At 45.5% G+C, this 24,801-nt stretch carries 23 protein-coding genes; 7 read left to right on the top strand and 16 right to left on the bottom strand.

Features of this window, described 5'->3' with window-relative positions:
* Positions 1-102: 102 nt before the first annotated feature.
* Positions 103-2,190: a penicillin-binding protein PBP4(5) gene (gene pbp4 / locus G3352_RS13695; RefSeq protein ID WP_205524866.1), complete on the bottom strand. Its 2,088-nt coding sequence runs from the start codon at positions 2,188-2,190 to the stop codon at positions 103-105.
* Positions 2,191-2,331: 141 nt separating this feature from the next.
* On the opposite strand from pbp4, the gene G3352_RS13690 reads away from it, so the two are divergent.
* From G3352_RS13690 to G3352_RS13670, 5 genes are all read left to right on the top strand, one after another.
* Positions 2,332-2,736, top strand: a complete 405-nt coding sequence (locus G3352_RS13690; protein WP_024631266.1) for a CBS domain-containing protein — start codon at positions 2,332-2,334, stop codon at positions 2,734-2,736.
* Positions 2,737-3,119: 383 nt separating this feature from the next.
* Positions 3,120-5,399, top strand: coding sequence for a glycosyltransferase (locus G3352_RS13685; RefSeq protein WP_163757246.1), 2,280 nt, complete (start codon positions 3,120-3,122; stop codon positions 5,397-5,399).
* A gap of 17 nt (positions 5,400-5,416) precedes the next feature.
* Positions 5,417-6,568 (top strand): hypothetical protein, encoded by a 1,152-nt coding sequence (locus G3352_RS13680; RefSeq protein WP_163757245.1) that lies wholly within the window; start codon positions 5,417-5,419, stop codon positions 6,566-6,568.
* 117 nt (positions 6,569-6,685) lie between these two features.
* Complete coding sequence (locus tag G3352_RS13675; RefSeq protein ID WP_163757243.1) at positions 6,686-8,107, top strand: MBOAT family O-acyltransferase; 1,422 nt, start codon at positions 6,686-6,688, stop codon at positions 8,105-8,107.
* 14 nt (positions 8,108-8,121) lie between these two features.
* Positions 8,122-9,333, top strand: a complete 1,212-nt coding sequence (locus G3352_RS13670) for an alginate O-acetyltransferase AlgX-related protein (protein ID WP_163757241.1) — start codon at positions 8,122-8,124, stop codon at positions 9,331-9,333.
* A gap of 288 nt (positions 9,334-9,621) precedes the next feature.
* Here G3352_RS13670 and G3352_RS13665 read toward each other — a convergent pair whose 3' ends face one another.
* The 8 genes from G3352_RS13665 to G3352_RS13630 form a co-directional block, all read right to left on the bottom strand.
* Positions 9,622-10,068 carry a hypothetical protein gene (locus G3352_RS13665; RefSeq protein WP_163757240.1) on the bottom strand — a complete coding sequence of 149 codons (447 nt, stop codon included), beginning with the start codon at positions 10,066-10,068 and terminating at the stop codon, positions 9,622-9,624.
* Positions 10,065-10,514 (bottom strand): hypothetical protein, encoded by a 450-nt coding sequence (locus G3352_RS13660; protein ID WP_163757238.1) that lies wholly within the window; start codon positions 10,512-10,514, stop codon positions 10,065-10,067. Before G3352_RS13660 ends, G3352_RS13665 begins: the two co-directional genes overlap by 4 nt.
* Before the next feature lie 109 nt (positions 10,515-10,623).
* Positions 10,624-11,385, bottom strand: a complete 762-nt coding sequence (locus G3352_RS31170) for a GyrI-like domain-containing protein (protein ID WP_240343071.1) — start codon at positions 11,383-11,385, stop codon at positions 10,624-10,626.
* On the bottom strand, positions 11,277-11,771 hold the full coding sequence (locus G3352_RS13650; protein WP_163757236.1) for an Imm41 family immunity protein: 495 nt from the start codon (positions 11,769-11,771) through the stop codon (positions 11,277-11,279). Before G3352_RS13650 ends, G3352_RS31170 begins: the two co-directional genes overlap by 109 nt.
* Positions 11,772-11,919: 148 nt before the next feature.
* Positions 11,920-12,987: an ABC transporter permease subunit gene (locus G3352_RS13645; RefSeq protein WP_163757234.1), complete on the bottom strand. Its 1,068-nt coding sequence runs from the start codon at positions 12,985-12,987 to the stop codon at positions 11,920-11,922.
* A complete protein-coding gene (locus G3352_RS13640; protein WP_163757232.1) occupies positions 12,984-13,859 on the bottom strand; it encodes an ABC transporter ATP-binding protein in 876 nt (291 codons plus the stop codon). Before G3352_RS13640 ends, G3352_RS13645 begins: the two co-directional genes overlap by 4 nt.
* Entirely contained in the window at positions 13,840-14,685 is an 846-nt protein-coding gene (locus G3352_RS13635; RefSeq protein ID WP_163757231.1) for a hypothetical protein, read from the bottom strand. Before G3352_RS13635 ends, G3352_RS13640 begins: the two co-directional genes overlap by 20 nt.
* On the bottom strand, positions 14,660-15,232 hold the full coding sequence (locus G3352_RS13630; protein WP_240343070.1) for an RNA polymerase sigma factor: 573 nt from the start codon (positions 15,230-15,232) through the stop codon (positions 14,660-14,662). The genes G3352_RS13635 and G3352_RS13630 overlap by 26 nt, the downstream gene beginning before the upstream one ends.
* A gap of 314 nt (positions 15,233-15,546) precedes the next feature.
* Between G3352_RS13630 and G3352_RS13625 the strand changes: the two genes are divergently transcribed.
* Positions 15,547-16,152, top strand: coding sequence for a hypothetical protein (locus tag G3352_RS13625; RefSeq protein WP_205524864.1), 606 nt, complete (start codon positions 15,547-15,549; stop codon positions 16,150-16,152).
* 120 nt (positions 16,153-16,272) lie between these two features.
* Positions 16,273-16,485, top strand: coding sequence for a DUF6366 family protein (locus G3352_RS13620; protein WP_064642138.1), 213 nt, complete (start codon positions 16,273-16,275; stop codon positions 16,483-16,485).
* A 104-nt stretch (positions 16,486-16,589) separates the two neighbouring features.
* Here G3352_RS13620 and G3352_RS13615 read toward each other — a convergent pair whose 3' ends face one another.
* The 7 genes from G3352_RS13615 to G3352_RS13585 form a co-directional block, all read right to left on the bottom strand.
* Positions 16,590-17,072: an MgtC/SapB family protein gene (locus tag G3352_RS13615; RefSeq protein ID WP_240343069.1), complete on the bottom strand. Its 483-nt coding sequence runs from the start codon at positions 17,070-17,072 to the stop codon at positions 16,590-16,592.
* A 54-nt stretch (positions 17,073-17,126) separates the two neighbouring features.
* Entirely contained in the window at positions 17,127-18,158 is a 1,032-nt protein-coding gene (locus tag G3352_RS13610; protein WP_163757225.1) for a LacI family DNA-binding transcriptional regulator, read from the bottom strand.
* A gap of 87 nt (positions 18,159-18,245) precedes the next feature.
* A complete protein-coding gene (locus G3352_RS13605) occupies positions 18,246-19,292 on the bottom strand; it encodes an ABC transporter ATP-binding protein (protein WP_163757223.1) in 1,047 nt (348 codons plus the stop codon).
* Complete coding sequence (locus tag G3352_RS13600; RefSeq protein WP_163757221.1) at positions 19,292-20,332, bottom strand: ABC transporter ATP-binding protein; 1,041 nt, start codon at positions 20,330-20,332, stop codon at positions 19,292-19,294. Before G3352_RS13600 ends, G3352_RS13605 begins: the two co-directional genes overlap by 1 nt.
* A 32-nt stretch (positions 20,333-20,364) precedes the next feature.
* A complete protein-coding gene (locus G3352_RS13595) occupies positions 20,365-21,513 on the bottom strand; it encodes an ABC transporter permease (protein WP_240343068.1) in 1,149 nt (382 codons plus the stop codon).
* Complete coding sequence (locus G3352_RS13590; protein ID WP_163757219.1) at positions 21,513-22,511, bottom strand: ABC transporter permease; 999 nt, start codon at positions 22,509-22,511, stop codon at positions 21,513-21,515. The genes G3352_RS13595 and G3352_RS13590 overlap by 1 nt, the downstream gene beginning before the upstream one ends.
* Positions 22,512-22,607: 96 nt before the next feature.
* Complete coding sequence (locus G3352_RS13585) at positions 22,608-24,554, bottom strand: ABC transporter substrate-binding protein (protein WP_240343067.1); 1,947 nt, start codon at positions 24,552-24,554, stop codon at positions 22,608-22,610.
* Positions 24,555-24,801 lie beyond the last annotated feature (247 nt).

Genomic DNA, 24,801 nt, shown 5'->3' with positions numbered 1-24,801 from the left:
TCTTATAACATAAAGGCAAAATAAAGCCCATCCGCCATTTTAGTAACATGAATGGTGGATGGGCTCTTCAAATACTAAAGATACTTCTAAATCGCAATCCAATTACTGCGTTACTCCTTTTTTCTCCAGGAAAGGCTTTAATTTATCCAAAACATAATGACTGCCGCCTCGTCCGTTCACTTGTTCAATGACCGCGGCTATAAGGAAGGATGGAGATTCGGTATCAAACACCACAACAAAACCGTTCTCCTGTCCCTTCTCCCCCTTCTTGGCCTTCAGCTCCGCAGTCCCTGTCTTAGCCGCCAGTCCTTCAGGGAGTGAGTTCAAGGAATGAGCCGTTCCTCCCGTTCGGGTCACAACCTGGCCCAAGGCATCCTTCACCGTATTTGCCACTTCAGGCGTAATCACAACTTCCGGTTCGACGGTTTCCTTTTCCTCTATCAGTACAGGCTTCACCATTTTTCCTTCATTAATAAAAGGAGTGAAGGAGGACGCCAAATGGATCGGCGACATCAACATTTCTCCCTGTCCATAGGACGTGTCAGCCAGCAGCACCTCGGATGAAAGATCGAGATGGGCCTCGTTTGCATACTGACTTGGTTTCAAATACAGTTCATCCAGTCCAAAGTTGTCTCCAAATCCGAACTTCTGGATGCCATCTATGAACTTGGCGCTGCCCATCTCTACGGCTTCCTTCGCAAAATAAATATTGTCCGAGTAGACCAGTGCATCAACCATGTTCACTGGAGATACACTTTTCACACGTTTCACATAGTAACCGCCCCAGCTCTCATCCTTGCGCCATTGTAGACCAGAGATATCATGCGATTTATCCGCTGTGGTAACCTTCTCCATCAGACCTGCAGCTGCCGTAATGGCTTTGAAGGTTGAACCTGGTGCATAACGATTCGTAAACCTATTGATAAAAGGAAGCTTCTCATCTGCTGAATAGGCATCCCACTCTGCCTGTGTCAGTCCCGTAACCATCTTGTTCGGATTATAGGCGGGCGCACTTGCCAGTGCCAGCAAATTACCATCCGTTGGGTTCATCAGCACCATGGCTCCGGCGTCACCGCCACTCGATAATGTCTTATACAACTTGCGCTGTTGCTCGGAGCTGATTGTCAGTTGAATATTCTGTCCATCCACTGCATCCTTGCGAATAAGCTCAGAGCGAGTGTTTCCAGATTCATCGGTGATCTCGATCAGGCCACCTCGTTCGCCGCGAAGCTGTTTCTCCAGGGATTGCTCCAGTCCGGCTTTGCCAATCCAATCTTCCGCACGATAATAGCCTTCCGTATCTTTCTCCAGATCTTCCTTGGTGGCCTTGCGCACATAACCGATTAGATGAGCAGCAGCCTCACCAAGAGGATAATATCGTATTTCCTTGGATTGAACTTGCACACCAGCCAGTGCTGTAGGCACCCGGGAGTCTTCTGTTGAAGCAATCGGGACAAAATATTCTGGTTTCACCCATTTCTGTGAAAGCGCGGTATTAATCATAGCTTCTGTTACTTTGTAATGCTCCGCGATCCGGGCGATCATCGGCTCCGGGTTTTCTCCCAACTTCTCAGGTATGATACCCCATTCATATATATTTCCTTTTGTTGCGAGGGGCAGCCCTTCACGATCAACAATGTCTCCACGTTCCGGGAAAAGGGTTCTCACTCGAACTTTGCTTCCCTTGACCATGTCAGTCAGAATCATGGATGGCTTCCAGTTGATCCGCCAGACTTTGCCACCCTCCTCAAGCTCTTCACGCACCAGTTTCAGTGTATGTGTCTCATCCACTTCCCCCAGGAAAGTCGTTAACTGCAGACTGTAGTCCACATCATAGGCATCCGGGTTTTGGTTTTTATTTTCATTACCCGTGCCGTCCGATGTCTCTTCAATTACTTTCGGTTTCAATTCTGCCTTAATTGCAGAAACCTCCATACCCGAATAGATTGCATTGTATTTTTCCACAAATTGCTCACGATTCATACCGGACTCTTTCAATGAAGCAGGCGTCATCAAGGTATACAGTTGATCAAATTCTTTCTTTTGCAAATGCTCTATGTACTGATTAGCGGTTACCTCAGGCTTTACTTCCTCTGTTTTGCTATTCTGCATGTATAAGTACATTCCGATTCCACCGGCAAATAAGATGGGAAGCAGTCCATAAATAATTTTACGTTTCGATTTCATCATATCACCTCTAATATACACTATAGATTTTCAGCCTCAATTAAACAATGGAACAAATCTGACGAATTTATCATTAAAAATAGCCGAAAGCTCACATAATATGTTTAAATAAGGAGAGTGAGATTACAGTAAAGGAGCCCGATGATGGAAATCAGCTATTTTTTACTCCCCAAAGCCGAAGTGGCCTATATCAAGTCTTCCGCTTCCATGAAAGATGCGATCGAGCAGCTTGAATTGCAGCATTATACCGCCATTCCCGTGATTGACCAGGATGGAAAATATGTTGCCACCCTGTCCGAAGGCGATTTGTTATGGAAAATGCGGAGCACTCCTGGACTGACATTTGAGACGATGGATCAGGTCCAAGTGCATGAGATCGACAACCGTGTATATAATGAATGTGTCTTTATTAAGGCAGAAATGGAAGATATGCTGACGCTGGCAGCAGATCAAAACTTTGTGCCTGTGGTGGATGTGGACCGTGTCTTCCTCGGTATTATCCGTCGCAAGGACATTATTGAGTATTATACGCGCAACATCTCCGACTAAATTTGAAATGAATATATGCCTTTTGCTGATCACATTAGCAGAAGACTGAAACAGAAATGACGAGTCCTTGGGGCAATATCATTAAGTTACTTAACTTAATGACATTGCACATTGAGCTCGTCATTTTTGTGTTTTTAGATAACATCCGACCTTTCATTTATGCGAAAAAAACAAATAAACATATTGCGCAAATTTCGACAAATAACTACAATAATTATTATGATACGACAAAATTAACCATCAAAAATTGAACCTATGGTTCCATATTTTTCGAGGTCTTATCTCTTTTTTCAGAATTTGTTCAGAATCATTTAGTACAATGATCACATTCTTTTTATTCCAATAGGCGGCACTACTCAGAAAAATCAGGAAGAGGTATTCACTTGAACTACTTAAGTACACGCAACAAGATACTTGTCACAGCTACTGTGATTATGTCTTGTATTTACGTCATTTGGCGTACATTTTTCACCATTCCTTTTGGACATGGCCCTCTCGCCGTAACCGCAGGTCTTGCCCTCCTCATTGTCGAACTTATAGGTATGTTCGAACTCGCCGTCCATTTTTACAATATGACCCGGCTCGAATATCCCGAACTTCCCATTGTTGACGAAGCCTTTTATCCGGATGTGGATGTATTTATCGCAACTTATAATGAACCCACTTCGCTTCTGTTCAAAACGATTAATGGCTGTCTGAACATGGATTATCCTGATCGCTCCAAAGTACATATCCATCTGTGTGATGACTCGAACCGTCCCGAGATGCGGGAACTTGCTGCTCACCTGGGTATCAACTACCTTACGCGAACAGAGCATGTCCACGCCAAGGCGGGTAACCTGAACAATGCCATGAAGCATACGTCTTCCCCGCTAATCGTCACCTTTGATGCAGACATGATTCCAAAACATGATTTTCTGACGTCGTGCGTTCCCTATTTTCTGACCGGAGAAAAAATTGGTTTTGTGCAGACACCACAAAGTTTCTATAATCCGGATCAGTTCCAGTACAATCTGTACTCCGAGAACCGGATACCGAATGAACAGGATTATTTCTATCGGGACGTACAAGTGGGACGCAACAAATCCAATTCCGTCATCTATGGCGGAACAAATACCGTACTCTCCAGACAGGCACTGGAAGACGTCGGCGGTTTCTATACCGGTTCCATTACAGAGGATTTTGCCACTGGTATTGAAATGCAGAGCAAAGGGTATCGCTGCTTCGCTACCAATAAAGTGCTGGCCTCCGGACTTGCTCCCGGTGATCTGAAAAGTCTGATCAAACAGCGTCAGCGCTGGGCGCGCGGTTGTATCCAGACAGGTAAAAAAATGAACCTTCTCTTCAAAAAGGGACTTAGTTTTGCGCAAAAACTGAACTACATTTCTTCCATTACCTACTGGTACTCCGGGTTAAAACGACTGCTGTACATCATGTCACCCATACTGTTTGCCGTGTTCGGCGTTCTGGTTGTGAAATGTACCATTCTGGAGATTCTTGTGTTCTGGTTGCCGATGTATCTGTTGACCAACACCTGTCTGCGAATGTTATCCGGCAATATTCGAACCACCAAATGGACCAATGTATATGAGACCATTTTGTTCCCTTCCCTTTTGCCCGCCGTCATTCTAGAAACTCTGGGCATCACGATGAACAAATTCGTCGTTACCCGCAAAGACGGTGCGCAAAATGATGATCGGAACTATCAGATTAAACAGATGATTCCTCATCTGATTCTGGCGGTACTATCCATTATCGGAATCGTTAATTGTATCCACTGGACATTTAGCCAGGGAACAATTGGTTTCCTCGTTGTGCTGTACTGGTTGTTAATTAATTTCTACAACATCATGATGTCGATCTTCTTCCTGGCTGGACGCAAAGTGTTCCGCAATCACGAGCGCTCAATGGCTGCCGTGGATTGCACGCTCACAACGGAAGGGGAGATCATCTCCTGCACCACCCATGATCTTTCGGAAGGCGGTATTTCCGTCATGCTGGATACACCGAAGTACATTCCAAGTGATATGGAGATTGGCATTAAACTGGTAAATGACCGGTATTCAAGCGAGTTTACAGGCAAGGTGGCACATGTCGCTTCGATCGGAAACCGTTGGAAATATGCTTTTACCGTTAAGGATATCATGGAACAAGAGCAGCGCCAGCTGCTGCACATCATCTATGATCGCGAACCTACGCTGCCACAGAAGCTGGACAAGGATATCAGTACCTTTGAAGACATTCGCTTGAATTTTGTGCGTCGGGGTCAGAGTGAATTCATGTCCAACCGGAAGCTGGCACGAATTGTGCTAAATCGTGAATTGCCAACGGCAGATCATGGAATCGTGACATTGATGGATTTCAACTATGAATTCGTGCTGGTGGAGATGGAGCCTCATGATTTGGCCAATGAGATCCAACTTCCGCTTAGCGAAGACATCTCACTGAAATGCGTGTGGGTACAGTCCCTGCGTAACAAACGAGGCAATTTGTACCGTGTGACCAATATTCGTGATATTGCTCGCAACCATCAGATGCCAACCTTGGAAGCTCTGCTGAAACAGTGGAATAAGGAACATATTCAGTTGGGTAAAACAGGCCCTGCATCCCAGGGCAAAAACAACATCTCTCCAGACGAACTGAACGAGATGGCTTATCTATAGAAGGGAGGCAAGAAAGCATGATCAAGAAGTGGAAACAACTAACGCTTGTCGCCAGTCTTGTTGTGTTATGGAACGTGTATCCCATTCAGGCTGTTCAGGCAGAGCAGCTTAAGGTGAGTGAGAGTACACTCCATGAATGGAACAATGGAGCCAAGGTAGACGCCAGCGTTGATAACCAAGGCAGTATTCAGATTAAGACCTCCACGCAGGGGCTCAAAAAAGGATACTATTCGGCCTACGTCTATGAGCTGCAGAATCGAGACTGGTCAGGCTATGGAGCTTTGACATTCTCCATCCGCAATGAATCGGACCGAAAGTTGCCTCTTAATATCGTACTGACCCGAGCGGATAAAACCTCCCTTACTGTGTCTGATGATCGAAACGTCATCGTAGTCGAGAAATCAACCGGACAGGCTGAACTGGTTCGCCCGGTATCCAGCCTGATTGCATTGGAACCGGGATTTGTCGGACAGATCCGCATCCCCTTTTCCAGCCTAATGGTCCAGGACAAGGCCAGCACGGCAGGTCAGGTGAACTTGGGTAAAGTAATTGGCTGGGGCATTACAACCACAACTCCCGAAAACGCCAGGCTGAGCTTCCGCATCGGCAACATCAAGCCATTGTCCAAGAAGCAAGCTGTGGTCGAGAACGGGCTCACCACCTTGCAAATGACTGGTGACGAACGTGTGGTGAAGCCCGTAGCTGGTGAATCCATTGTCCAATACGGTGTTCAATCTTCCTCAGAAGAAATGCCCGATGTAAAATTCCAGCTCAACACCCCCGTGCAGGGAGCATCCATTACACCGGATGGACTGTTGACGCTGCATACCGATGTCGATGCTGAGAAGGCCACCATACGTGCACTTGTGGATGGCAAATGGAATCTGACAAAGACTATCATGCTGGATCGCTCTTCGGCCATGAATGTTCAGGAGAACGACGGGACACCGCGTTCTATTCCTGACCCATCCGAAGTTACCAAGGTGCTCAGCCCTGCGGACCCACTGATGAAAACATCGGTGGGATGGTTTATTCGTCTCTTGTTAACAGCTGCCGGAATCCATGGACTCGTTCTCTACTGGATGTGGAGAAGACAACGGAATACCCAGGGCGCCAGAAAGCGACGTTCCCGGGATGATCGACAAGCACGGCGTCCTTTTCGCATGTAAACCACCCTTGCAGACCAACTCGCATCCTGAGATGCGGGTGTCTGTCTGTTTTACTTGAGCCTGTTGCATCAATAGATACAACGTGCTCCCTTATATGATCCTCAAGGAGGAAAGGCAGTGCTCTTTTCCAGTGTAATCTTTCTTTTTTATTTTCTGCCGCTTGTTCTGGGGCTGTATTACATACTGAGATTCTCGGTTACGGCCAAAAACATGCTGCTACTTGTGGCTAGCCTGTTCTTCTATGCATGGGGTGAACCGTGGTTTGTCCTCATCATGCTGGCCTCCATCTGTTTCAACTATATCTTCGCCCTGCTTGTGGACAAGTTCAGGGAACGACGGAATGCCGCCTACACCATCATTACGTTGATGCTTATCGTCAATCTAGGTATGCTGTTCGTCTTTAAATACATGGCTTTTGCACTGCGTATTGTGAATGAAAATACAAGCTTTGGCTTGAATATCCCGAATATTGCGTTACCGCTAGGGATCTCGTTCTTCACCTTCCACGGAATTTCCTACGTCATCGACGTGTATCGTGGACATGGTGCCGTGCAGAAAAATCTCTTTTATGTGGCGCTTTATATTTCCTTCTTCCCTCAGCTCGTTGCCGGACCGATTCTGCGCTATAACACGATTGCAGATCAGATGGTCAACCGTAAGGAGAGTTGGGACAAGTTCGCACTGGGCTGCTGCCGCTTCATTGTGGGTCTGGGTAAAAAGGTGCTGTTATCCAACAGCATGGCGATTGTCGCGGATCACATCTTTAGCATGGGGGGCACCTCGGATATTCCGGCAAGTCTGGCATGGCTTGGAGCCATTGCCTATACGTTGCAGATTTATTTTGATTTCTCAGGATACTCCGATATGGCGATTGGCCTCGCCCTCATGTTCGGGTTCAAGTTCGAAGAGAACTTCAGATATCCGTATATCTCCCGCTCCATCACTGAATTTTGGCGCCGCTGGCATATCTCGCTCGGCACTTGGTTCAAGGAATATGTCTATTTCCCACTCGGGGGATCACGTGTCACTAACAAGGATAAAATGATTCGCAATCTGCTCATCGTCTGGGGATTGACTGGCGTGTGGCATGGTGCGGAGTGGACATTTGTAGTCTGGGGATTAATTAACTTCGCATTCATTGCGCTGGAGAAAATCTCTAACTTTGATAAAGGTACACGCTTCAACCCGCTTCGGCATATCTATGCCATGTTTATTGTGGTCATCGGGTGGGTGATCTTCCGTTCATCGGATCTGCTGCAAGCTGGCAACTATCTGGGCAACATGTTCGGACTGTACGGCAATGGATTCTGGAGTGATACAACCTGGATGTTTCTGAAAGAGTACGCACTCTTCTTCATCCTCGGTATTCTGTTCTGCATGCCGATTGCCACGAGAATGAACAAACTGATGGTCGACGGCGCCCGTTTCAGCAAACCATTGGAACTGGTGTACCCGGTCACGATCATCGTTTTATTCCTGGTCTGTGTATCGTATCTGGTCAAAGGTACATACAATCCGTTTATTTATTTCAATTTCTGAGAGAAGGCACAACCATGCACAACTTTTTTGCCAAAAAGAGAATCACGGCTTTCCTCTTCATTCTCGTGCTCGTGACATTCTCTGTTCTGAACATTATTCAATCCTTCGGGCCGATCCAAAAGACGCTGGCTTCAGCGGACTACCATTATTCAGAAGCCAAAGAACTGATTCACGAACTGGATGACGACATTAATGAACATGTCTTCGATAAATTCGGCTTCGTGGAAGCATATGGATATATGCAGTCACTCATGTGGAAGAACGAGGAGAACAACTTCGAGGTCGTAAAAGACATGGAGGGCAAGCTGCACTATACCTACTTCGCTACAGGGCCAACGGATACGAAAGATCTGTCGGATCGGGTTGCAGCGCTGGGAGCACATTTGGACCCCAAAACTAAACTGACCTATGTGATGACACCAGACAAATACGTACGTGGGTATACCCAGTTCCCGAAAGGCATTCCTTACAATTATAACAATGAAACAGCTGACGGCTTTCTGGCCAATCTCAAGCAGGATGGCATCGATACGGTGGATCTGCGCGAAGGTCTGTTGGAAAGTGGCATTCCGGCAAAGGATCTCTTTTTCACCACAGATCACCACTGGAAAATCAAGACCGCGTTCTGGGCCTTCGGCCAGCTCGTGAATCATCTGGACGGCATGTACGACAAACCGCTGGACCCAGATCATTATTTCACGGACTTAAATAACTATAATGTGGTTCCGTATCAGGATATTTTCATTGGATCACAGGGTCGAAAAGCCGGGAAATACTTTGCTGGTGACGATGACTTTGACCTGATTTATCCGAAGTTCAAAACGGACTATTCCTTCTACTTCAAGACCGGCGAGACGGAAGCCACATTGAACGGCCGCTTTGAGGACGCTCTACTTACGACCTATCCGCTGAATGTGCAAGGAGCTACCTATGATCTAACCGCTGACAAGTACTTTACGTACCTGTACGGAAATCAGGGAATCGTTCATGTGGTGAACAAAGACAAACCGAACGGACTCAAGGTACTGTTCATTAAGGACTCTCTCGCAGTGCCAATGATCTCCTTCCTGTCGACCGTCGTGTCTGAGATTTACCTAATTGATCCACGGTATTATACGGGAGACATCGTGGATTTCGCTAGCAAAACCGACCTGGATCACGTCTTTGTGTCCATATCGCCGCAGGATCTCGTAGATGAATTTTTCCCTTACGGATCGAAAGATTAACCATATAAGGAACTAAAGATTATTTACACAAGCACTCCGATGACAGAATAACCTTCCAATCGCTGTTATCCCCAGATTTTTTTTATCCCTTTTCTCAAAGGGGAAATCCGGGGATAAAGGCGAACGCTTCGCTTTTTCAGGTTTTTTCTGTCCTCTCCGTTTCTGTGTAAATGTTTAGTTCAACCTATATAGATGATGGACCATTCATCTATATAAAGTCGAAAGAAAGGGTACTCCACAGCCAATGATCTGGCAGACAGGGTACCCTTTTTTTTAAATCCAATGGAATCAGTTTCGTTCACGCTTCGCCTTCTGTTCCTTATAATATTGCAAAACGTCACGCGGACTGCCTTGAAACGCTCTTTCCTTGCCATATGCATACGCCAGGTCCAAATTAGCAAAAGCTTCATCATGCTGCTCTAGCCTCATGCAGACTATACCCAGCTCAATCCACGGCCCGGTATTAATATCCGAACTTCGTGTTTGCAGTGCTATTTCAGCCCACGGCTTCGCCAGTGCGTACTGCTTCATGTCCATATGTGCATTCACGTGACAGGAAGCGATCCAGCTTGCCATTTCCCAGTCCGTCTTCGGCTCGGGCAGCATCCCCCAAGCCTGATCATAATAGATCAGGGCTTGCTCATGCTGCTGCGTTTCATCCAGAACATTGCCTGCTTCTACCGTTTCGATAATTTGTCTCTCCAGTTCGGGATGTTCCGGCGTCAAATCTTTCACTCCGTAATCTCCTCCTCCAGTTCGAAATACCATTCCAGAAAGTTATTGAAGTTCGTCCACTGCGGTGTACTTTCACCACTCAGGAAACGTTCGATCGATTCACCAAGCTCCACCAGAGCCACATCTCCCGTTTGGCGGTTATAAAAGAATCCACCCTCGCCCTCAAAGCTGTCCAGCGGGATGTAGGCTTCTGGCAATCCTAACGTGAGTTGAGCCACCGTCATGTCCTCCAAATATACGGTGTTTTCCATAACCCAGCAGATCTGATAGATTTCCTGATGTCTGCTGTAAAAGGTCGGACCATCATCAGCATGCAAATAAAAATGTGCAAAATCAGATGCAAGATCAATACCCAGTTTACGTAAAGCTTCTTCATACTCTGCTGGCACATCTTCATGCCACCAGCCCTGATTTTGACAATAATCAATCACTTTATTGGATAACATATTAAGCCTCCTAATGAATCGAACATGATGCAGCCATGATGAGTAAAGCCTCTGGTACTAGTTTATCTGTACCTATATAACGATATAACCTAGCCTGTTATGCGTTAAATCACGACAAAGGTTTAACAGGTATCCATACTTGAGGAGGAAGAACCTGACCACGGTATACCTCAAGTTCCGGAATTCCCGCATGCTTGTAAGGGGTGGCTCCGAACCATTCACTCATAATATACTTCCACAACCTCTGTATTGCTTCTGGCGCCAATTCATCGGCTTCAAACACCATCCAGTGGGACGCTGGAATCTCTATTGAAAACAAACCCTCTGGTACTTCCCCGGAGTGTGAAGTTGCGATCCAGTATTCCATTTGACCGCTGTGTAATTCCCTTTGGTCTATACAAATGCCGACCAAACCGGACACGGCCCCGTTATTAAACTCGTTTAAACGATCTTCTATTCCGTCCGCCAAAGCTTCCTGCCACATCTTTGGAATCTCTCTCAAATTCTCGCCATCCACACAAGAGAACGTTCTTTTGATGCCTACGAAAGTTAGGGCATGCTGTTCAATCAAGTTATCTTTCACATTCATGGAATGGGCTCCTTTCAGATCAAGTGCAGAACGATATGGAGTGTGGTTGCCCATCACCCATTCATGAAATAATTGGTGGGCGCTGCTGGTATCCGGAGCCATGAAGAGATACGTTCCCTCCACCTCTCGGCGGCTCAGCTTGGAATCAAAAAGCTCCCTATCCTCTTCTTCATTCAAAACAATTCGGTACGTCCCATCTTCCTCTCGGAAACCGATCGCGTGCACATTCGTATTTTGTTTATAATAACCCAGCTGTAGAACGGCTGGTTGTTCTTCTGCCATTTCCCCTGTGGAGGTCGGATTAGGAAACTCCTCGTCAAATCTCTCTTCTTCCAGCACGATGCCCTTAAGAAACCATCAACCACTCTGCCCAGACGATCCACCATGAGATTTGCATATTCATAGGGAAACTGTTGGATCTCGTACACATCCCGATCCGAATGATGCCATTGCAGATGTTCCATGATTTTGGAATACGTGAAGCTAACGGCGCTCGCCATTTCCCGATCCAACGGCTGGTTCGCGGTAAGACGGGTCAATTCCACAATACTGTTCACATACTTCCAGAATAACAACTGGTCGACGCGCGCTTCTTCGTGCAGCATGTACAAAAAGGTATTCTCCTCCGCACGCGCATTGCGCAGGAGTTCCTGAAGCGATTGTTCCATATACAATATATCCTCCCGGGTTTTGCTATAGATACTTTATCAAAAGAGCAAGACGATTGGAAATATCACTTCATTTTCCTCCATCTAAAAAAGCCCGCAGGAACTGCGGACCTCCATTTCTCAAAAAATTTATCAATTATATACCCACTCAACCAAACACTTCACGACTACGAAATATACGGTATGTGGCAAATACAGCCCCCACAGTAATGAGCAACATTACGATTGTATATAAGCTTAAATAGGATAACTCCAATCCGAATATGGAATAGGTTGTTGGAGTTTGAAAAAGTTTCGTTACCCGAACCACCGTACTGAATGAAAATTTCTTTATCCACATCATTGAACCTGGGTTTAAATTCAACACATCAAATGCTAGGTAAGGCACACCCACAATCGCAACATTTACGAGCATTGCAACAAACGACGTTGAACTGAGAGCGGATACCATCAACACAATAAACCCAAAGATAAGGGCTCCTATTAAGTGGGTAACTAACTGAACCATGTAATATTGAATTGCAGTGAATCTATAAGGTGAAAACTCATAGTCAAAGCTATAAAAATACATCCCTACACTCTGGATAGATGTATCTGCCCCAGCCAAGTTACCAAACCTAAGCCAATAAACAAGCAAGTTAACACCAGTGAACAATACAACACATACCACAATATATAACATGGAAGCCATGAACTTTGCCGATACGAGCTGGCCCTTACCACGTTTGCTGCTACGCAGTAATGCCGCTGTTCCCATTGCATACTCCTCTGCAAATACCGGGGCCAATCCCAGCAATATCATAATGATCATAAAGACTACACCAAATTGATCAATGTATTCTAACAGGTAGCCCCACGGTTTATTGTAGTAAATTCCCGACACATTTACCGTTCGCTCCTTGATGTTACCACGATCATCATAACTTGTGGTGTTCTTGATCTCTTCTGGCGAAAAAACAGCAATATCATACAGAACACCATATTTATGCTCATTTTCCGCACTGTACTTTAATTTATCCAATTGATCATGCGCAATTTTCACTTTCTCGGTTGTAATGGGGCCTTCATAAGGCTTGTAATAATTAGTACCGTCCATTAATCCAGGATGTCTTAAAAAAACGTATAGAACAAAAAAAACTAGAAGTACAGCGATTGCAATAAAAATACTTTTACGCATCATAATTTTATAAAATTCAAATTGGGTTAAACGAATCAAACTGTCGCCTCCTCGTCGAAATAGTGCATATATACATCTTCGAGTCGAGGGGGCTCTGGCACTGCTTGTGGAACAGGTTGCTCTTTGGAGAGAACTCTGGCTACAATTCCGTCATACTGATAGGACAGTCCACTTACTTTGAAATGAGATGTAAGCTCGGCAAGCTGCGGCTCCGTTAATTTCGCTTTCCACACATTTCCCTCCAAACTTTTTATAATCTCTGTCGGTGTGTTCCGGACAAGCACCTGGCCCTCGTTCATCAGGATCATCTCCTTACACGAAAACTCCAAATCGGAAATGATGTGGGTAGATAATAATACGATGCGATTTCTTCCCAACTCGCCGATAATGTTGCGGAATCGAATACGCTCTTTTGGATCCAGTCCAGTTGTGGGTTCGTCAAGAATCAGAATATGTGGATCATTCAGCAATGCTTGTGCAATTCCAAGTCGCTGCTTCATACCTCCAGAAAACGTACGAATTTTATGTTCTGCTTGCTTCTCCAGGCCTACCATACGTAATGTCTCCTCTACACGGACAGAAGCTTGCTTCACATTCAGTCCTTTCAAAGAGGACATATACATAAGAAATTTATAAGCGGTAAATCGATTATAAAATCCAAAGCGTTGTGGCATGTAGCCCAATATACTGCGGTAACGGTCTCCCATCTGTTCGATAGACTGCCCATCCAGCAAAATTTGTCCAGAAGTTGGCTTCGATATATCTACCAACATACGAAGTAACGTTGTTTTTCCAGCTCCGTTCGGCCCGAGTAAACCATATACACCACCACTAGTCAGCTCCAGCGAGAGCGATTGTACGGCCCACTTTTTTCTATACTTCTTGGATACGTTATCCATGGTCAATATCAAAGGAATAACCTCTTTCCGTTTGTGATGTATATTTTCGCGCCATCTGGTAGACCTGACTGATCAGTAACAGCACTCCACATAATGTGATCATTATAAGAAACGAAGGCCGGATCTGTTGAAATAAAAAAACTAATCTTGGATTACTTAATGCAAGCCACACCAGCCCAAACCACACTATCAAAAAGATACTGACGGCAACCCCACCCCGAACACGCATAGCCAACCACAAACTTGTCCCTGCCGCAATGATAAGCTGGGTATACCACAGACCGAGGGCACTCCATGAAATTAAATTTCCTGTTCCTCCGGATGTAACTAACATAAGTAGCAATATAAATACCATGTTCCCAACCAATACTATGATCAGGCGTGTAAGCATCAGCTGCTGGGCTGTAACTTTGCATGTCAGTTCTATTTCCATCAGTCCCTGATCGCGACCTTTGAATACTTCCAGTAATCCTAGTACAAAAGGGATAGGTACAAAAATAAACGAATTCATGTAAGGATTAAGCTTAGACTGGGTTCCTAGCCAGAAGCCAATAAACAGGAGTATTAAACAAATTAGAAAATAGGATTTGCGAAAAATGGCAACTTCACCCCAAACCAGTTGAAACAATTCTCTTATTGATTTCTCCTTTAAATGTTTCAAATGAGTTCTCTTCTGAGCTGGCATATGGACATTCAAAGCTTTGATCGTCTTTTCGATCTCCAATTCTGATGGAAAGTTAACCGCATATTCATCCAGATAAGGAACAATCTCGTTATACTCCTCCATCTCAAGCTCAGAAACCCAATTCCTTTTATCGCTGTTTTCTGTACGTTTCATCCCGTTCACCTCCTACAATTATCTCCCTTAATTTCGATATGCCTAAGCGGATTCGTGATTTCACTGTCGATTCATTTGTCCCCGTCAGCTCGGCTACCTCTCTGATTTTAAGTCCGTTATAATAATTGAGGATAACCGCATCTCGCTGGTGCTCAGGCAAACTTATAACTGCCTGCCTAACTTGTTCATTCTGAAGCCGTTTATGAAAGATGTTCCACACATTGTGTTGGTCACTGGCAGGAAGCGCCTCTTCCGTTAACTCACTTTCTCTATGTTGTTGTTTAAATCGGCGTCCCCTAAAATAATCCGTACTGTGATTAACAGCAATTTTCAGCAGCCAGTGACTGAATTTCCCAGTGTCCCGATACTGATCTAATGAATTCATCATTTTTATAAATACCTCTTGGGTTAGATCATAAGCAGTATGGTACTCTCCAGTTTTTCGATACACGTAAGCAAATATCGATTTATAATGCCGCTTTACCAGCACTTCCATGGCAGCACGGCTACCTTCACGAATCTCCTGAATAAGCTCTTCATCATTCAACGCTCCCTCACCCCCTCTAAAACATTTAACGAAACCTAGACTATAAAAGATCAAAAGTATTTATGTTTTTCTGAATATAACAAAATGCCCCAAACAAGAGTAAGAATTCATCTCCACTATACTATCCCTTGCATGAAAAAAAGCCCGCAATGAACGCGGGCTTGAAATGGTCTTTCCATAGTTCGTAAGCTGGTTAACACGAAATTAACAAATCTAAATTCTAATCGATATGACTCTTATGCCTTTCCTTATTCTGGAGCAACTTTACCTTCATTCTTTCGTCTAATGATTAACTAACAACGAAGGAGATGACTATGCGAATAAGTTGCAATCCCGGCTTCCTCGGGAGCATGATTGGGTCAATAGACCTTCAGCCTACCAAGTTTAATATGGGTGTTTCCAGCAACAGCGAGATTACTCATCACATTAACGCTGAACTCATTGCCATTCCCTATATGGAAGATCCCGAATTCGGATCATACTTTGATGCGATGAAGATGATGAAGGGAACGTACAAGGAAGAATTTCACGTAAGCTATGATGTGGAATTTACGATTGATGTGGATAAAAAGGGGTATATCACTCAGTTCGAGCATACCTTTGCACTGGAGCGTTATCTTGATCTTGTCCGAACGCAGTCCTATAAAGTGATTAAGACGAATTGGAAAGGTCGTTCCTTCCATGTCATGACCTACAGTTATATGGAGGAAGTGTGTAACCCGAACAACGTAATCTTCAAATGTAACCATGCAGAGGATGTTTTCGTTGTAGCCGAGCTTGTCCCCTATTCTGTCGGTGGTGTTGTGGTGCAACCCCATAATCGCTACCTTCAACTCCGTGCATTAATCTCGGCGAGAGACGATCTCTACCCGATCGACTATATGTGCGAACCCAATTTCGATCTTAGTATCGAACCATAACTCCTACATCATTTGAATACAACAAGAGCACAAAGCGTTCCTGACTTACTTTGGATCACCTGTGCTCTTTTTGAATATAGGTTCTGTTTACCAAAAAAATCATATTGCAGGGGTGGTTACATGGATTTTCGAGAAGAAACACCTGAAGAAAAAAGAGAACGTCTGAGACAAGAAGAATTAAAGGGAAACCCCATGGGTACGTTTGGTGATGGCATAAATCGTGCTCAATTTGGAAGCTTCGCAGATTTAGTTGGCGGTTTGGGATGGAAAGGCACTGGAATTCTTATTATATTATTGGTGATAGGGTATGTAATTTATAAATTAGTGTTTTAAATAAGGATAGGGATAACTATGCATTCGTCGCTAATTGAATAAATAAGCGTATTCAAAACTTTCCATCGAATACGCTTATTCGTTTGCAGAAAATACTCAACCATTTAAGCACTCAAGTCTTTCTTTTCTTCCTTTGCCACCAGCTTCTTGTGCTCCCACTTCTCAATCCAACCCCCAACCCGGATGAAAAAGAAAGCTACCGCCATCGAGAAGGTCACAATTCCGTAGAAACCGGCGCCCGTACCAATACCGACCCCACCTGCAAATAGGATCATCGCTGCAGATGTCAAACCTTTCACTTCAAATCCGGCCTTCATAATGAGTCCTGCTCCGAGAAAACCAAGGCCAGAGACGATTTGAGCCGCCAGACGCATTGGGTCCATCATCGTTCGGTTGTGCAGTTGTCCGTACACTTCAACACTCTCAATGGATACGATTGTAATGAGTGCTGAAGCGACCGTGACAAATGTATACGTCTTTACGCCCGCAGGTTTATTCTTATGGGTCCGATCGAATCCGATTAACAGCCCGAGCACAGCACTGATCAGAATTCGGACATAATATTCAAAAGGTATAGAGTTGCCCATCCAGGATGTAAACGTTATCATTTTTAACCTCACGACATCCGAAACTCATTCTTGCTAATTCTTGATCGAGGAACAAGAGTTTCTTTCTATTATTTTACTAGGCACGATCCTGTTATTCTCGTACGATCCCTCCAAAATACCCAGCTTATGCATAAGCAGCCTTACCGACTGAACACCCAGCTCAGATGGTTGCAGATCCATTCCCGTCAATGAAGGTCTTACCTGGTGCATCATGGACTGATCACCACAGATTACAAACAATGAGATATCTTCCGGCACACGAATACCAGCGTCGTTAATGGCATTAAGAGCGCTAAATGCAGTACGGTCGTCATCTGCAATAATGGCCGTAACCCTCCCCATAGGATTCTTCACATTATGAAGGGTCTCATCATAGCCGTATTTAATATACTTGTCTGAATGAATACCTGGTTTATAATGGATCATTCCGGGCTGGATCGTCACACCATGCTCCTGCAGTACCCGGACGAACTCTTCCGACCGCTCAATGGAAACAGTCATCTGCTCCCCGGCGTTCAGAAACATGATGTTCCGATGCCCCAGTCCAAGCAAATAATCACAAATATCGCGCATAACCTGTTTATTATCATTATTGACGGTAGAAACACCCTGGAGTCCCTTGTTAATGATTTTGCCGATCGTGACGAACGGAATGTCATGCTGATACAGCAGATTGATCCGGTCATCCTCTTCTGTTGGTCCCAGCACAATGGCCCCGTCAATAGGATAGCTTGCAAGTGAAGGTGTTTTCACCTCTTCCGCAGCAATCATGTCCAGAAGCACCCGATATCCGTAATTGGAAGCTTCCAGAATGACACCATTGATGAACTGATTATGGAACACGCTGAAAAAGAATTTGCCGTGCGGAATCGTAAGCCCGATCGCCATTGTTTTCTTGGTGACCAAGCTTCTTGCAATATGATTCGGCACGTAATTCAATTCCTTCGAAATTTGCAGCACTTTCTCGGTTACCTTTTTGCTCGTCGGCCTTTTCTGGCTGAATACGTTGGATACCGTTCCCTTGGATACACCCGCCAGACGGGCTACATCATCAATCTTTGCCATTAGGAACAACCTCTCCTCAACACTAGTTCGATTTCGTCCTCGCGAGTTCAAAGATGACTGATGGTACCGTCAGGTTCATGTCGATGGTTAGGATGTCCTGGATTGCATCTCATCCTCAGTCTCGATTGGAACGCCGCGAAGCTGAAGCTGCTCTGCATAATGACAGGCAGCAAAATGATTATATCCTACTTCACGGAGTTCAGGAACGTGCTGGATGCATTTATCCGTCTTATACGAGCATCGGGGATGAAAATGACAGCCGCTTGGCGGATTGGCCGGATTCGGTACTTCCCCCTCCAGTATAATTCGTTCTTTTTTAAAATCCGGATTCGGTTGGGGCACGGCCGACATTAGCGCCTCCGTATAGGGATGCTGAGGATTCGAGAACAATGATTCCGTTGTCGCCAGTTCCACAATTCTGCCCAGATGCATGACTGCTACCCGGTCGGAAATGTTCTGTACGATGGAAAGATCATGCGAGATGAAGATATACGTGATCTTGAATTGCTCCTGCAAATCTTTGAGCAGATTGATAATCTGAGCCTGAATCGATACATCCAGAGCAGAGACCGCTTCATCACAGACAATCAGTCTGGGTTGTGTAATCAGCGCACGTGCAATGGCTATCCGCTGCCGCTGTCCCCCCGAGAATGCATGTGGGTATCGTTTCAGATAACTCACATTCAGACCTGTTTTCTCGGCAATTTCCATCACCTTCGTCTCCACTTCAGTCCTGCTCAGCTTAAAGTTCGCAATCAGCGGTTCGGCGATAATATCGAATACGCTCATCCGGGGGCTCAGTGAGGAATACGGGTCTTGAAAAATCATCTGGATATCCTTGCGATATGCTTTGATCTCTTTGCCCTTCAAGTTTAGGTAATTCACTTCTTTTCCATCTTCCGCATGATAGACTACACTGCCTGAAGAAGCATCCACACCTCTGACGATACAGCGTCCGAGCGTCGTTTTTCCACATCCGGATTCGCCGACAATACTGAGTGTCTCCCCTTCAAGAAGTTCAAATGAAATTTCGTTCAGAATATGAATGGGTTTTGGCTTTTTGAACAGGGCTTTTTTGGATTTGACCTGAAAGCTTTTGTTCAGGTTGAGGACTTCAAGAATGGGTTTAGTCATTATGCTTCTCCTTCTCTCTGGTCCGCGTACAAGAAACATCTGACCATATGCTGGTCGGAAATCGCGGTTTTCGGTACAGTTTGTTGATTACATACACCTTCAATCCTGTCCTTGCAGCGATCATAGAATCCGCACATCGGAGGCATGTTGATCGGCATCGGAACAGAACCTTCAATGGAATCCAGCCGTTTGCTTTTATTCCCTCCCAGTCTGGGCATCGATTTAAGTAACCCTTTCGTGTAGGGATGCTTCGGATTGTTGAAGATTTCCCTCATTGGAGCCTGCTCAACAATTCTCCCGAGGTACATCACCGCAACCTCATCACACATCTCGGCGATAATACCCAGATCATGGGTCACCAGCAGAATGGCCATGCCAAACTCCGCCTGCAGACTTTTCATAAGTTCCAGTACCTGAGCCTGAATGGTCACATCGAGCGCTGTCGTGGGCTCATCCGCAATCAGAATTTCGGGGTTACAGGACAATGCCATGGAGATCATCGCCCGCTGACGCATACCTCCCGAGAATTCATGCGGATATTGATCGAAACGCTTGGCCTGATCGGAAATCCCGACTTTGCTTAGCATCTCTAACGCGATTTTTTTGGCCTCTTTCTTATTCCTCGTCTGATGAATTCGGATCGCTTCCATGATTTGATTCCCGATGGTATACATCGGTGAGAAGGCCGTCATCGGCTCCTGAAAGATCATCGAGATTTTGCGGCCACGGATGGAGCGGATCTGCTTGCCTGTCGGCTTAAGAGACAAAAGATTCAGACCATGGAGAGTCGATTCCGAGTCGGAATTGTAAGTGATTGTTCCACTCGTTTCACATTCCTTGGGATTGATACTGATGATCGATCGACTTGTCAGGCTTTTGCCGCAGCCCGATTCCCCCACAAGCCCAAGGGTTTTGCCTTTGTATATATTGAAGTCGACTCCATCCACGGCATTCATGACGCCATTTTCCATCTGAATCCGAATCTTCAGGTCTTGAACGGACAGTAAAGGTTGCTCCTTATCAACAGCTTGAGTTGCCATGCTATCCCCTCGCTTGCCTAGTATTTGGACAATTATTTTTTGTACGGATCAGCCGCGTCGCGCAAGCCATCGCCGATGAAGTTATAGGTCAATACAGTCAGAATGACAAAAGCGAGCGGAATGAGCTTCCATGGATACAGGGCCACATTTTCAATTTTCTGAGCCTCCTGAAGCAGCACGCCCCAACTTGTTGCTGGCGAACGAACGCCAAGACCGAGAAAGCTCATAGCCGTCTCACCCAGAATCATGCTCGGAATCGCCAGTGTTGTCGCCACGACCAAATAACTCATGAATCCTGGCAGCAGATGTTTGACAATAATCTTTGCGTCCCCTACACCAGCGATCTTTGCAGCTATTACATAATCTTCATTCTTCAACGAAATGAACTTGCCTCTGACCACCCGTGCCAGATCCGTCCAGCCAATAAAAGCGAAGATGATAACGATGTATAAATACATGGTCACGACCGGAATACGTGGCGGAATTGCAGCAGACAGTGCCATCCACAACGGAAGCGTCGGAAAGGAACGGATGATTTCGATGATGCGCTGTATCATGGAATCAATCCAACCGCCAAAATACCCGGAGATGCCTCCAATAATCAAACCCAGAATAAAGCTAATGCCTACGCCGACCAGCGGGATGCTTAGTGAGATTTGACTGCCCAGCACGATCCGGGAGAACAGGTCACGCCCCATACCGTCCGTACCCAGCAGGAATATCCGCCCTGGCTCATCTACAGCGAACAAATGCGTCGACATGGGGATCAGACCAAGAAACTTATATTCTTCTCCCTTCACAAAGAACTTGAAGAAATGCTTTTTTTCGGTATCCGGGACGAACATTTTACGCAATGTTTCGGGGTCACGCTCGCTCTTCAATTCATATACAAACGGCTTGATGTGAAACTTGCCGTCCGCATCAACGAATCGAAGTCCCATTGGTGGAGCATTCACGTATTTGCTGTCATAGCTTTGCAGTCCATACGGCGCGATAAACTGTGCGAACAGTGCGATGATGTAAAATGCGCCCAGAATGTACATGCTGATCCGGGCCAACTTGTGTTTCTTGAATTTCTGATATATCAGCCGCCACTGCGAGCTGTATACAGTATCTTTGGGTGCTGCTGTAACTGGGACTGCCGGCCTTTGACCTTTAAATAACGGTAGTGGTCTCATCATTAGGATCCTCTGAACTCTGTACGTATTTTGGGATCAAGCCAAGCCAGCAAAATATCGGAAATCAGTGTTCCGAGAACCGTCAGCAAAGCCATGATCAATAAAAAGGTTCCAGCAAGATACATGTCCTGACCGAGTAATGCATTATGCATAACTGGCCCTTGAATGGGCAGGTTCAATACGATTGCTGTAATGGTAGCGCCGGTAAAGATGGAGGACAGTGACCAGCCAAAGGTACTGACAATAGGATTCAAGGCTGCACGTGTCGGATACTTGAACAGGATTTGCATCTCTGATAAGCCCTTGGCACGGGCTGTAATGACATTCGGTTTGTTCAACTCGTCGAGCATTTGTCCGCGCATGATCCGAATCAGATCCGCAGTACCCGAAAGTCCGATAACAATAACCGGAATCACCATATGCTGCATTAAGTCTTTTACCTTGTCCATGGACCACGGCGCATTCACGTATTCGTTGGAGAATAAGCCGAGCAATGGATTACCGAACCACTTATAGGAAAAGAACATGAGAATAATGGCTAACAAAAAGTTGGGCGTTGCCATTCCGATAAAGCTCAGGCCGGAGAAGAAATAATCGCCCGCAGAATACTGCTTTACCGCCGTGTAGATCCCAACCGGAATCGCGATTATATAATGGAAGGCCATTGTCACCAGCGAGACGACCAGAGTCAGTCCCATATACTGCTGGATTACCGCCATCACCGGTTTGTTGTAATTGAACGAGAAACCAAAGTCGCCATGCAGAATGATTTTCTTTACCCAGACGAAATATTGTTCATAGATTGGCCGATCGAGCCCCAGATTCGCCCGCATGTCATCCATCTCAGCCTGGGTCATGATATCGCCGGAAGCGGACATCTTGGCCGAGTAGGAGGATACGTAATCGCCAGGTGGCAATTGAATAATGTAGAAGACGATAAAGGAGATCACTATAACAACAGGAATGGCCAACAGGATTCGTTTTAAAATGTATTCAAACATCTATTCCTCTCCTCTGCACCGCGTGAATGATACAAAAGGAAACAATAGCAAGGATAAGTCCTCTCCTCACTATTGTTTACCTAAATGCTTCACCAGCTATTGCTTGATGAAAAATTGTGCCGGATGGCCTTGACCCAGCGAGCGATACTCATCGGACCAGATAAGATCCGTAGGGATGTTATGAATTTTATTCGAGGCTGTAATCAGCACCGGAGTTGGTCCCGCATATCCGATTACCCACTGATTCTTCTGGTGCAGTTTCACGATCTCATTGCTATACTGATTGATTTCATCCAGTGTCTTGCTTGCTTTCACTTTTTCCCAATACTCAAGGATTTTAGCGACATCCCCTTCAGGCTTGACACCTTCCTTGCCGCCAGATTGGCTGTATAAGCCGTAATGGCCGAACCATGGTGTGATAACACGGAGCGGAACCATGGTATCCGGTCTGAAGGCTACGTTGACGACGGAAATATTCTCGGTAGTCATCGGAATCTTGTTGGCATATTTCATATCAAAATGTGTGCCTCCGTCAACCACTTTCAGGTTCGTTCGCAGACCCATATCCTCATAGTATTTCTTAAGCAATTCAAGGAATGGTGCTGTATCGGTCGTGCTCTCAATCACCGTAAGCGTCAACTCGGAACCATCAGGGTTCAGACGGAAGTTGTCTTTATCCCGCTTGTTCAAACCTAACTCGTCAAGAATTTGGTTTGCGCGTTCAGGATCGTATTCCGCCCACTGTTGGGCCCACCCTTCCTGATAGCCCATTACGCCTTCGGGTACGGAAGCTTGAATCGGTTCTCCCAGTCCACTGGTGACAATCTCAGACACCTGGTTACGATCCACCCCAATGGAGAGTGCTTCCCTGAACTTGATGTCCTGGAAAAGTTTTCGGAGATTCGGATCTTCGGTAGTCTGGTTTAACTGTACTCCCGCGCTGGACCAAGCTGGTTGTGTCCAAGGGATGATACGGTAGTCACCTTTTTTCTCATTCTCTTTCAGTACCGTGAAGTCTTTGGAATCAAAGATCACGAGATTGTAATCACCGGCAAGCGTTCCAAGTACCTTTTGGCTCGGATCTTGAATCTTAGTCGCTACAATCCGGTCAATATACGGAAGCTGTTTGCCTTCTTTATCTGTTTTCCAGTAGTACGGGTTCCGCTCCATGACAAACTGATCGCCATTAGGATCATTGGTTGGCACCCATGCCCGGAGTGTAGGAATCTGGTAATGCAGCCAGTCGGTATACCCGGTTTCCATCAAGAATACTTTGGGATCTTCATAACCCCATTGCTTCGTAATCTCCAATGTTTTGGCATCCCCTACGAACTCAGGAAGGATGGTTTTGTGAAAGTGTGCAGGAGCGAAGAACCACTTGTTATCGATGGCCACACGTTCCAGGAAGAGCACACTTGGATATTTGTGAGTTACGGTAAACGTGTAGTCATCCACCTTCTTCACTTCAGCCAACGCTCTATCCCCGGTAACAGGGTCAACGGAATAATAAGCGTCATAGATCTTTTTACCAAAGGTCTCTTTGGTCAACATATGCTCCCAATAAAAGAGAACATCATCCGCTGTGAAAGGAACACCGTCGGACCATTTCATGCCTTCTCGCAAATGGATGGTGAACACGGTGGAATCATCATTCACTTCATAGCTCTTGGCTACGTTTGGCTCAACCTTGTTTCCTTCCTTGTTGAAACGAAACAGCGCTTCCTCTGTCGGTTGGCCTATCCCCCACTTATCAGGAACACCAGTCCAAGGCATGTTCCAATCCCCACCATATTGCCCGATTTCCTCGACGACCTCTTCAACCATAATGTCTTTGGAAGCCGGTAGGCGCTCAGCCAGGGCAGGCAATTTCCCTTCATCGACAAGCTTTGCCAGCATTGGGGCCTCTTTGGCACTGTTGTCCGTAACAACAGGTTCTTTTACTGTTGATTCCTCATTTTCGTTGTTAGACGAAGATGCAGAGCATCCCCCCAGTATTGTCGTGATTAGGACAAGAACAATTAACAAGTTGCTTTTCCTTTTCAAGCTAAACCCCTCCACGTTTGGATTTGCCATTAACTTGCCTAAATATGCTCTGGTTGGCGCTCACCTCCCTAACGAAATAAACCCTTTATGTACATATGTAGATACAATTAAACCGGTTTAATTTTTATGTAACAGAGGTTCTCAATCGGGAAAACATCTCATAGAATTAAACCGGTTTAATTGACATATAGGAAAATGTAAACGCTTTATTTGTATATAATACATGGATGACTACGTTCAAGCAATA

This window comes from Paenibacillus sp. ALJ109b (assembly GCF_010747435.1).
Taxonomy (GTDB): Bacteria; Bacillota; Bacilli; order Paenibacillales; family Paenibacillaceae; genus Paenibacillus; species Paenibacillus taichungensis.
This window is presented reverse-complemented; position numbering and strand designations above follow the sequence as displayed.

Bases quoted from the DNA above. Each gene is read 5' to 3' on its own strand.
- pbp4 (WP_205524866.1), bottom strand. From the start codon at position 2,190: ATGATGAAATCGAAACGTAAAATTATTTATGGACTGCTTCCCATCTTA.
- G3352_RS13690 (WP_024631266.1), top strand. From the start codon at position 2,332: ATGGAAATCAGCTATTTTTTACTCCCCAAAGCCGAAGTGGCCTATATC.
- G3352_RS13680 (WP_163757245.1), top strand. From the start codon at position 5,417: ATGATCAAGAAGTGGAAACAACTAACGCTTGTCGCCAGTCTTGTTGTG.
- G3352_RS13670 (WP_163757241.1), top strand. From the start codon at position 8,122: ATGCACAACTTTTTTGCCAAAAAGAGAATCACGGCTTTCCTCTTCATT.
- G3352_RS13660 (WP_163757238.1), bottom strand. From the start codon at position 10,514: ATGTTATCCAATAAAGTGATTGATTATTGTCAAAATCAGGGCTGGTGG.
- G3352_RS31170 (WP_240343071.1), bottom strand. From the start codon at position 11,385: ATGGCAGAAGAACAACCAGCCGTTCTACAGCTGGGTTATTATAAACAA.
- G3352_RS13650 (WP_163757236.1), bottom strand. From the start codon at position 11,771: ATGGAACAATCGCTTCAGGAACTCCTGCGCAATGCGCGTGCGGAGGAG.
- G3352_RS13635 (WP_163757231.1), bottom strand. From the start codon at position 14,685: ATGAAACGTACAGAAAACAGCGATAAAAGGAATTGGGTTTCTGAGCTT.
- G3352_RS13625 (WP_205524864.1), top strand. From the start codon at position 15,547: ATGCGAATAAGTTGCAATCCCGGCTTCCTCGGGAGCATGATTGGGTCA.
- G3352_RS13620 (WP_064642138.1), top strand. From the start codon at position 16,273: ATGGATTTTCGAGAAGAAACACCTGAAGAAAAAAGAGAACGTCTGAGA.
- G3352_RS13615 (WP_240343069.1), bottom strand. From the start codon at position 17,072: ATGGGCAACTCTATACCTTTTGAATATTATGTCCGAATTCTGATCAGT.
- G3352_RS13610 (WP_163757225.1), bottom strand. From the start codon at position 18,158: ATGGCAAAGATTGATGATGTAGCCCGTCTGGCGGGTGTATCCAAGGGA.
- G3352_RS13605 (WP_163757223.1), bottom strand. From the start codon at position 19,292: ATGACTAAACCCATTCTTGAAGTCCTCAACCTGAACAAAAGCTTTCAG.
- G3352_RS13600 (WP_163757221.1), bottom strand. From the start codon at position 20,332: ATGGCAACTCAAGCTGTTGATAAGGAGCAACCTTTACTGTCCGTTCAA.
- G3352_RS13595 (WP_240343068.1), bottom strand. From the start codon at position 21,513: ATGATGAGACCACTACCGTTATTTAAAGGTCAAAGGCCGGCAGTCCCA.
- G3352_RS13590 (WP_163757219.1), bottom strand. From the start codon at position 22,511: ATGTTTGAATACATTTTAAAACGAATCCTGTTGGCCATTCCTGTTGTT.